This window comes from Aeromicrobium sp. REDSEA-S32_B7 (genome assembly GCF_001626145.1).
GTDB classification, from domain to species: Bacteria; Actinomycetota; Actinomycetes; order Propionibacteriales; family Nocardioidaceae; genus Aeromicrobium; species Aeromicrobium erythreum.
In genome coordinates this window covers 20,955-28,278 of sequence record NZ_LUNF01000018.1, presented here as the reverse complement: position 1 = coordinate 28,278, position 7,324 = coordinate 20,955, and the positions used below count along the sequence as shown (strand labels likewise).

At 66.3% G+C, this 7,324-nt stretch carries 6 protein-coding genes; all 6 read right to left on the bottom strand.

Translation table 11 applies throughout. The features are described from left to right. Positions 1 to 217: hypothetical protein (locus A6Q79_RS00795; protein WP_317695412.1), on the bottom strand; the 217-nt coding region annotated here is incomplete at its 3' end. A gap of 448 nt (positions 218 to 665) precedes the next feature. Further along, a complete protein-coding gene (locus tag A6Q79_RS00790) occupies positions 666 to 2,258 on the bottom strand; it encodes a cytochrome P450 (protein WP_317695409.1) in 1,593 nt (530 codons plus the stop codon). 110 nt (positions 2,259 to 2,368) lie between these two features. Beyond that, positions 2,369 to 4,279 carry a potassium transporter Kup gene (locus A6Q79_RS00785; protein WP_286690339.1) on the bottom strand — a complete coding sequence of 637 codons (1,911 nt, stop codon included), beginning with the start codon at positions 4,277 to 4,279 and terminating at the stop codon, positions 2,369 to 2,371. Positions 4,280 to 4,712: 433 nt separating this feature from the next. Then, on the bottom strand, positions 4,713 to 5,768 hold the full coding sequence (locus A6Q79_RS00780; protein ID WP_067855957.1) for a PIN domain-containing protein: 1,056 nt from the start codon (positions 5,766 to 5,768) through the stop codon (positions 4,713 to 4,715). A gap of 96 nt (positions 5,769 to 5,864) precedes the next feature. After that, on the bottom strand, positions 5,865 to 6,227 hold the full coding sequence (locus tag A6Q79_RS00775) for a very short patch repair endonuclease (protein ID WP_083516297.1): 363 nt from the start codon (positions 6,225 to 6,227) through the stop codon (positions 5,865 to 5,867). A 908-nt stretch (positions 6,228 to 7,135) separates the two neighbouring features. Further along, positions 7,136 to 7,321 (bottom strand): hypothetical protein, encoded by a 186-nt coding sequence (locus tag A6Q79_RS00770; protein ID WP_317695398.1) that lies wholly within the window; start codon positions 7,319 to 7,321, stop codon positions 7,136 to 7,138. Between the last annotated feature and the right edge of the window lie 3 nt (positions 7,322 to 7,324).

Here is a 7,324-nt window from a genome sequence, read left to right as displayed (position 1 = left end):
ACGTCGGGGTCGGCAGCGAGCAGCCCTGGACGGGGAACGCGTCGACCGCCGAGAAGCCGCCCGTGCCGACGAGCTTGTCCTGCACGTCGGCGATCCAGGAGGCCTCGTCCGCCGCGAGCAGCGCGACCTTCGGCTTGGCCTCCGGCTCGGCCTGCGCGGGCAGCGCACCGAACGCGAGGGCGGACAGGACGAGCGCGACGAGCGTCGCGACGCTCACGAGGGACCGGGGCGCGGTCGCGGCCGTACGGCGCGATCGTCCCCCTCCCCCGCGGGCAGGCGTGATGGCATGACGAAGCATGAGTTCTCCCAAGAAAGTGGCTGCGGGGCCGGTGAGGACCGCGGTGCACCGCCGCGTCGCGGCGGAGCTCCTGGCACCGTGGTCGACCCGCAACGTAACAGCGGTTTCGTCGCCGTGTCCTCGGAACTGGGAGAAACGTCCGCACGACTTCCGCAGCACACGACACTCCGAGATCCGTGCCTCGGGCGGCGGACGACGATCGCCTCTAGACGTCGCGCCGCGTCGACTCCCTCACCACGGCATGGGGAGGCGAGCGAGAGCAGCGAGGGTCAGGACGAGATTCGCCAGTATCGCGGAGACCGGTGGCGAATCGCCGGAGCAGGATCGGCGGAGCTGCACCAACGATCGACGGCACGGTGAGCGACGCTCATCTGTACCGCCGATAGATCTCCCCGGCGGGCCAGTCCTCGTCGTACACCTCGAGGACCTGCCGTGCGAGATCTCTGTGCCGGAAGTCCTCCGCTCCGCTCCGGACCTCCCGCAGCAAGGTCTCGAGCTCCGGCCACCGGGCGTCTCGAAGCACGTACTCCAAGATCTCGACCGCCCCGAGTGGCCACTCCTGGGCCAGATCACCGAGTCGTGAGACTGCGAACTGACGGTCGACCGACTCCGTGACAGCACTTCTTCGCAAGTGCTCCAGCGTGCTCTCCAGATGCTCCACACCGGGGTGGAGCTGCGCCGAAGCCTGCACGTCCTCGATCCACTGACCAAAGGCCGCCTTAGGCGAGACATGACTCATCGAGTGCCCTCTCGGATCCCGGCGATCCCGGGGACCCTCAACCGTCCAGACGAGCTGGGAGGAGAACGACACGTGCTGGTCGGCGTTCTCGCGGCTGACGTCGAAGCGCTGCGGGTCGGCGAACACGTCGGGGTCGCGGTTGGCGCCCGCGAGCAGCGTCGTGACGACGGAGCCGCGCGGCACCTCGCGCCCGCCGAGCACCGTGTCGTTGACGATGCTGCGGCCGGTGAGGAGAACGGGCGGGTCGGAGCGCAGCCCCTCGTCGACCGCACGCGACCACAGGTCCGGCTTCTCCTGGAGGAGCTCGAGCTGCTCGGGGTGCTCGTGGAGCAGGGCGATGCCGTTGCCGAGCAGGTTCACGGTGGTCTCGAACCCGGCGGCGAGCACGAGGCCGGCGGTCGCCTTGAGCTCGAGGTCGGTCAGCTCGACACCGTCGTCGTCCTGCGCGAGCACGAGCTGGCTGAGCAGGTCGTCGCCAGGGTCGCGGCGGACGGCGGCGATGTGGTCGTCGAGCCAGCGCTCGAATGCGCGTAGCGAGCGCTCCACCGCACGGAAGCGTCCCAGCGGGAGCCCGAGGTCGAGGCTGGGCGCGGCCCCTTCGCCGAACTCGAGCACCTTGTCGCGCTGGTCGTGCGGGACCCCGAGGATCTCCGCGATGACCGTGACCGGCAGGAGCGCGCAGTAGCGCTCGACGAGGTCGACGGTCTCGTCGTCGCTGCTGGCGAGGTCGTCGAGCAGCTGGTCGGCGATGTCCTGGGTCCGGTCCTGCAGTCCACGCACCGCCTTCACGGAGAAGACGCGCGTCACGAGCTTGCGGTACCGGGTGTGCTCGGGCGGCTCGACGGACAGCAGCGACGGCGGCGTCAGCGGTCCGATGGGGGTGCTGCTGTCGGCCCACCGACGCACGGGGCCGAGCAGCCCGCCCGTGCCGAAGTCGACGCCGGCGTGCACGTCGGGGCTGCCGAGCACCTCCTTGACGACCGGGTGCGTGGCCGTGACGTACGCGAAGGCGCTCTTGTGCAGCGCCCCGCTCGCGCGCACCTCCTCGAAGAGGTCGAGCGGCAGGCCTCCCCCTGCCTGGCTGTCGCTGCCGGTCGAGGTCGCCATGATCAGGCGAGCCTGCAGGTCGCCGCGACGCGCCCCGGCCTGGATCCCGACGCGCGGCAGCGCATGGTTGAGTCCCCAGCGCGTCAGCGACGCCGCCTCGTCGATGATCTTCACGATGACCTCCCGTGCTCTGTCCAGCCAGTATCAGTCACGACCAGTGCTCGTGCGGGTCGTCTCGCGTCCTGACGGTGGCCTCGACCCACCGGACGCGAACCCTCTCGAGCTCACCACGGCATCTCCCGACCGACGCTGATGGTGCGCTCGCGCGGCAGCCGCAGGACGTCGACCGGGTCCGGGCTCAGCCGCACGAGCGTGAGGAAGATCCTCTGACGCCAGCGCGGCATGCCCGACCGCGGGCTGAACTTCACGACCGGCACGGAGGTGAAGTAGATCGCGCGGTCGAGGTCGACGTGGTCGAGTTCGCCCTCCGCGAGCGGGATGGCCTGCTCCAGCACCGCGAGGAGGTCGGGCCTCTCGCGGTAGCCGAACGTCGCGTGCACGTGCACGATGCCGTCGGTCGGGTCGTCCAGGACGTCGACGACGACGCGCTCGTCGTGCCGGACCGCGGGCACGTCCACGGACTCCCAGCTGAGCAGGACGGTCGTGGTGTGCAGGACGTGGTTGAGGTCGAGCATCGCGTCGAGCGCGATCGGCACGACGCCCGGCCCACGGGTCAGGTAGACGGCCGTCCCCGGCACGCGGGCGAGCCCTGCCTGCGTCGCGCGGATGCGGGGCACGAGGTCCTCCACCGGTCCCTCGGCGTCGGCGCGCGCGGCCTCGATGCGCCGCTGGCCGGCCCGCCAGGTCGTCATCGTCAGCACCAGGATCGCGCCCATGCCGAGTGGGAGCCAGCCGCCGGAACGGATCTTCGGCAGGTTCGCCGCGAGGAAGACCAGCTCGACGAGGAGGATGGCCGCGCCCACCAGGAACCCCGGCGACACCCTGCCGTCGCGCCGCCAGCGGTAGGTGAGGTAGAGCAGCGTCGTCACGGTGATCGTCGACGTGACGGCGACCCCGTAGGCCGACGCCAGCGACGCCGAGCTGCGGAAGATGAGGACGACCGCCAGGACGGCGAGGCCGAGCGTCCAGTTCACGGCCGGCAGGTAGATCTGCCGCGCGTGTCGTCGCGAGGTGTGGGTCGTCCGCAGGTGCGGCAGGAAGCCGAGCCGCGACGCCTGGTGGACGACGCTGAACGCGCCGGAGATGACCGCCTGCGACGCGATGATCGTGGCCAGCGTCGCCACGACCACCATCGGCAGCCGCGCCCAGCCCGGCACGATGGCGAAGAACGGGTTGCCCACGGCCGTCGACGAGCCGGCGACCGCTGCCGCCTGTCCGAGGTAGCTGAGCACGAGTGCCGGGAGGACGACGAACACCCACGCCCTCGCGATGGCCTGGCGGCCGAAGTGCCCGAGGTCGGCGTACAACGCCTCCGCGCCCGTGACCGCCAGGACGACGGATCCGAGCGACAGGAAGGCGATCAGCGGCTCGTCGCGGAAGTACAGGAAGATCCAGTGCGGCGAGAGCGCCTCGAGCGCCGAGGGCTCCTTCGCGACGGCGAGCGCTCCCCAGAGCGCCGTGGAGGCGAACCACACGACCATGACGGGCCCGAACAGCCTGCCGATCCTGCCGGTGCCGAACCGCTGGATCACGAACAGGCCGACGAGGACGGCGAACGCGAACGGCACGACCACGTGCGACCACGACGGGTTGAGCAGCTCGAGCCCCTCGGCGGCCGAGAGCACCGAGATCGCCGGGGTGATCACGCTGTCGCCGAGGAACATCGCCGCGCCGAAGACGCCGAGCAGGCTCACCACGGCCAGCACCCGACCTGGCGCCAGCCGCTGGCGCAGCAGCCCGACCAGCGCGAGCAGACCACCCTCGCCGTCGTTGTCGGCACGGAGGAGCAGGCGCACGTAAAGCACGGTCACGATCAGCATCATCGACCAGACGATGGTCGAGACCATGCCGTAGACGAGCGGCCGCGCGACGGCGTCGCCTCGCGACGTGTCCGCCTGGAGCACCGCGCTCATCGCGTACAACGTGCTCGTGCCGATGTCGCCGAAGACGATGCCCACAGCACCCAGCACCATGAACGGTCCACCGGAAGGCCGTCCTGCACTCCGCTCTGTCACGGGCTCGAGCGTATGCCGCTCCATGACGTTCGCAGGGCAACTGCGCACGCGTCCAGGGTCCGGTCGACGATCGTCATGGGTCGGGCCGGGAACGGCAGGACCCGCGACCCTCGAGGGGCGCGGGTTCTTTCGATTCCCCTTCTGGTAGTGCTGGCGAAGGTCAATCTCAACACCCGAGGACAGGAGTTCGAACCTTCCGATCATCCCGATTCAGGCCCGAAATCTCAGCGTACTAGAGCGCGCCTGACCAACGGGCTACGCGCGCTGATCATCGCTTACTACGAGCAGGGCAATGTCAGCGCGCTTCAAACCGCGCAGCATTTCGGAGTCGGTAAGAGCACCGTGCTCCGAATCTTGCGCGACGGAGGCGCCCATGTTCGGCCACACGGGAAGCGGCTGACGTAGCTCATCAAACTCCCCCTCCGTTGAACTGCTAACGGCCCAGTGAGGCACTGACCCCGGGGCCTAGTCCGTCCACACGACGCCACGACAACTGCTCGATGCCGAAACCGAACTCGCCGCCGTAGAGGACCGCTACTCGTGCTCTCATGTCGATCGAGCCCTCAACTGCGAATCCGCGCGGATGAGATACCTCTCTGACAGACCAGCCGGACTCGAGTTCAGCCCCGTGCTCGAATTCAGCTCGGAAAGCGACTGATTGCCCTAGGTCGTACTCGACCAGAGTTAGTCCTTCATCGTCAGTCACGGCACCTTCGATCGGCATGAACTCACCGTCCCACCTGACGTCGATGATCTCGAACGAGGTCGGAGGCGTCCTGAAGCCGAGATCTTCGACGGTAGGAACGAGCTCGTCCTGAAAATCTGAGTTCAGGTACCAGTCATAGAACTCCGAGGTGCGACTCAAGCTAACCGCTGTGGCAAGATCCGTTACCGAGTTCCAGGGAAGCGAATCGATAAGCCAACTTGTGAAATCACGAACCAGCTCGACAGATCCGGGCAGCGGGTCGATCTCCGCATGCAACAGAGACGCGAGCTCACCGTCTTCGTCAGCGAAAGCCCTGTCCATAGAGACGAACGCAACGTCGTGACCGTTGCTCGCTAGATCGACAACGTCCGTCCAAATCAGGGCATCTCGATAGCCAGTCCCCTTCTCACTGAACGGGGGCGTGCGGGTAACGGCGCGCATTGCGAGATCGAAGTGAGAAACTGACGGCCAAGGAAGGACCGTGAATGACAACCGCTCATCAAACTGCTCCTCGACGTATTGGCGATAGTCGAGCGAGGATTCCGCCGTGGAGCCCATTGGGGCAAGCCCCAAACGCCGTCTCTCACGCTCGACCTGACGGGTAGACGCCTCGATCTTCTTAACTGCGCGGCCATGGCTGGCGACGAGTTCCTCAAACACGACCGCGGGAATGTAGACCTCAAATGTCGCTGTGTGGTGAAGGTGCTCAAATAACTGATACTTCAGGCCTCCAAGCATCCAATCGCGCGCCAGCTCGTTCGTATCGAGCACGATGGTCTTCACCGAACGTTCCTCCGTGTTGGGACGGGACCTGGTGGGCTACTCAATGGATCGCACCGATGCTATGACGCGCATCGCGACATCCTCTGGCTTTTCGTGTTACCTAAATCGCATGACCGTCCATCCAGCCTTCGTGAGCTGGCTATTGGTGTCGGCATCTCGCGCTACGTTCTCCTCCAACTTGGCGGACCAGTACTCGCGATTGGCCCTGGCGAGGGTCCCGTGTTCCGGGCAAGAATGCCAGTAGCACCCGTCGATGAAGACGGCTGCGCGGTGGCGCGTAAAGGCAATATCGGCGGTTCGCCGCAGATGACTAAGCGGGCGATAGTTCACGCGATAGCGCAGGCCCGCAGCGTGGAGCAGTCGACGCACTGCCAGTTCCGGTGTGGTATCAGTCGGGCGATTCGCCTGCATCACTCTGCGACTCGCGGGAGTGGCAGCCCACGACGTTGAACGCCCCATCAGTCCATCTTTCCAGAACGCACATCAGATGCCAGATGCTGAGCGGCGAACTCTCGACAGCCGGCATCTGATGGGCTCCGGTACGTTTCGTTCAACAAGCCACCTGCTCGTGCCGCCCCGGCCAACGCGGGTCTCTCTGCGACGCGGTCGTCGAGGTGCCCGGTAGCCAAAGTTACGGTTCGACCGGAGGGGCATTTGTTGTATCTGGGCACGTCCCAGATGCGCCGAGTACTCGCCGATCAACTGGCACGGGCTCGATTGACCATCCGATTGACGCGATCGAGGTGGAAGAGTGACCGGCAAGAGCAGGCAGCTTCATCGCCTGAGCCTTGGCATCGTTCACTAGCTTGTCGCTGTAGCCGTGAGTTCGCCCCTTCGCCTCGACAACGACCGCAGTACCCGTGAGCCAGTCATAGCCAAGGAGGTCTGGTCGCGACTTCTTCGATGGCTTTCCGATGGCTCTCAAGTAGGTGTCGATGTGGACCAACGAAGACACGTTGAGCAACTGATGACAACTCAACTGGGCCTGCGCCATCCCGAGGAAGAAGCTGACCGCTGACTTCTCGCTCTGGTCGAGACGGTCATACGAGGTCGTGCGCACCCAAACGTTTCCGACGGGGCGAAGGCTCGCCTCCATGAGCGCAGATCGCCACGCCAGTTCTGCCAGCGGACGACCTCCCGCTCACCCCGAGGTTGCCGACACACCCACTGTGATCGCAGCCCGCTGAAGCATCGCTGGCGTAGCTCTAAAGCTCCTCTGCCTCACAACCGTCGCAAAAAAACTGCCGCATCTCACAGGGGATCCGCATGCCGCACGCTAGCCCTCGGCAGGGTGGCGCGTGCGAGCAACACAACTCTCGACGAAGAGTTCGGTAAGCGTCCGCGTGCTCTCCGCCCAGCCCCCGGCCCTACCGATGTCGAACGCGTTCGAAAATCCACCAGCCCAGCGCGACTGTGAACACTCCCGCGACGACGGCTCTGAGCGCAAACCAAACAGAACCTTGCAGGTCCGCCACAGATGCGATCAAGTTCAGCAGGACTGCGAACCCGAATGACCACCACAGAAGATTGCGGGCATTGGTCTCATTATCCATGAA

What these genes read in the sequence shown, in the direction of transcription:
- A6Q79_RS00770 (WP_317695398.1), bottom strand. Translation starts at nt 7,321, where the DNA reads ATGGATAATGAGACCAATGCCCGCAATCTTCTGTGGTGGTCATTCGGG.
- A6Q79_RS00775 (WP_083516297.1), bottom strand. Translation starts at nt 6,227, where the DNA reads ATGGGGCGTTCAACGTCGTGGGCTGCCACTCCCGCGAGTCGCAGAGTG.